Raw genomic sequence first — 1,638 nt, 5'->3', positions numbered from 1 at the left:
ACCTCACTGCGACGCTTCAAACTGCGCTCGTCTGGCGGCACAACCTATTCTTTCCTTGGATTTACTAACGGTCGAGTGCTATCAAATATGCCTCAGGATGACACAGCTGCCGCATTCTCGTGCGCATGTGCGCGATCACGTCTCGCCAACACGTCATAGTGTGACCCGTATCCGATCTGCGTAATTGTAAAACCATGCTCTGCGAGAAGGGCTCTGATTTCCTCCGGGTCATTCCAATTTGTGTCGACTTCATAAAATATGTGAAAAATACGATCGGAGAACTTAGTTCCTAAAATCTCCCTGATAACAATCAACTCATGTCCCTCAACATCTATCTTAATAGCCAGCCCTGGTCCATCTGCGCCGATAATACTGTTTAGGTATTCGTGATTTATTGTATTTATAGTTAGTTTCTTCACATGGTGAGCGACACCCTCAACATTTTTTATTGATATTGTCGCTTTTCCAGAATGGTTTTCAAAAACCCTAATATCCACCTCGCCGACTACATCGGATATCGCCGCGTCGATAATAGACACCCTGCCACTCAATTTATTCGCCATTACATTGCCCCTAAGAAGGCGAACGATTTGCTCCACTGGCTCAAAGGCGAATACCTCCTGTGAATTTGGGTTTTGAGCCGCACAAATGGAATATAGCCCTTGGTTTGCGCCGATATCTAAGAATATAAATGGGCGATCAATCTTTTTTATTTCGTTCCAATAAAACTTTCCATAGGCTCCTGTGATGTACGCATTAAACGTTAAATCACCGTAGTTTGCCAGGAATAGGGGGCCGTATCTCGATTTCACGGTCGAAAGTCCGAGTTTTTTCGAGGCAGCCAAATAAAAATGCCACATTCTAACAATTAAACGGCTTGCCAGTCCTGGCAAGCCCTCATTATTCAATACGTTTAGAATTCTAAGTAGAATTTTCATCCATCAACCGCCATGTAAATTCAGAATGAATATGTAGCGCTTATTTGTTCGAGGCCTTCCTGCGGCTCTTCCGCGAAACGGAACCCTTAGCCTGCCCCTCTCTCCAAGGGGCATTGCATAAACATACCCCAGATACTTCAAGTTCCGCTTACAACGCAATGGAGGCCGGGAAACTTTATTTCGCTTCTCATTGCGGCTACCACACGGATTCTCGCGTACTGCGCCTGGAAAATGCCCAGTTTGTAAAAGCACATAACCCAAGCAAGCGATCGAGCAAAGCCGCTTTGTCCGTCGTCAAGGTTTTTCGAAGCTCTAGGGAGGTTTTGTTGCGGAGGCTCTGGTTCGGCTTCTGTTTAAATTTGTGCGCGGGCAGTCTAGTGCTGCAATCGGGGCGTGGGGGGGGGGCGCGGATTGTCTGCTTCTTGATCTTCTCTCTCATCTTCGGGATTTTGGCTACCGCGACCGGGGTAGACATCGGCGAGCGTGAGGTTGGCCAGGCTCTCGCGGCACCGATGGTGAGGCTGTGCGGAATTTTTTTTGACCCAGCCTCCTGGGTCAAGCTCAGGTGTCCGGTCGAAACGGGGGGCAGTTCAGGTCGAGCGTCTGCCTCGAGGGCTCAAAGGCTATCGTCGGATCTTCTCGCGGTTCGAAGAGCTCCACGTAATGTATCGAACCTTCCTGAACTTCGTACTCATCGTGG

1 protein-coding gene and 1 pseudogene are annotated in these 1,638 nt (G+C 48.4%); one reads left to right on the top strand and one right to left on the bottom strand.

The annotated features are described in order from the left end of the window. Positions 1-92 precede the first annotated feature (92 nt). Complete coding sequence (locus tag DJ029_RS21455) at positions 93-938, bottom strand: FkbM family methyltransferase (RefSeq protein WP_112324492.1); 846 nt, start codon at positions 936-938, stop codon at positions 93-95. 591 nt (positions 939-1,529) lie between these two features. On the opposite strand from DJ029_RS21455, the pseudogene DJ029_RS22335 reads away from it, so the two are divergent. Beyond that, positions 1,530-1,638: pseudogene (locus tag DJ029_RS22335) on the top strand (IS5-like element ISCARN85 family transposase); the annotation flags it as partial.

It is taken from the genome of Oceanibium sediminis, assembly GCF_003265325.1.
GTDB lineage: Bacteria > Pseudomonadota > Alphaproteobacteria > Rhodobacterales > Rhodobacteraceae > Halovulum > Halovulum sediminis.
Note: the sequence above shows the minus strand (reverse complement) of the source record. Positions and strands in the feature narration are given on the sequence as shown.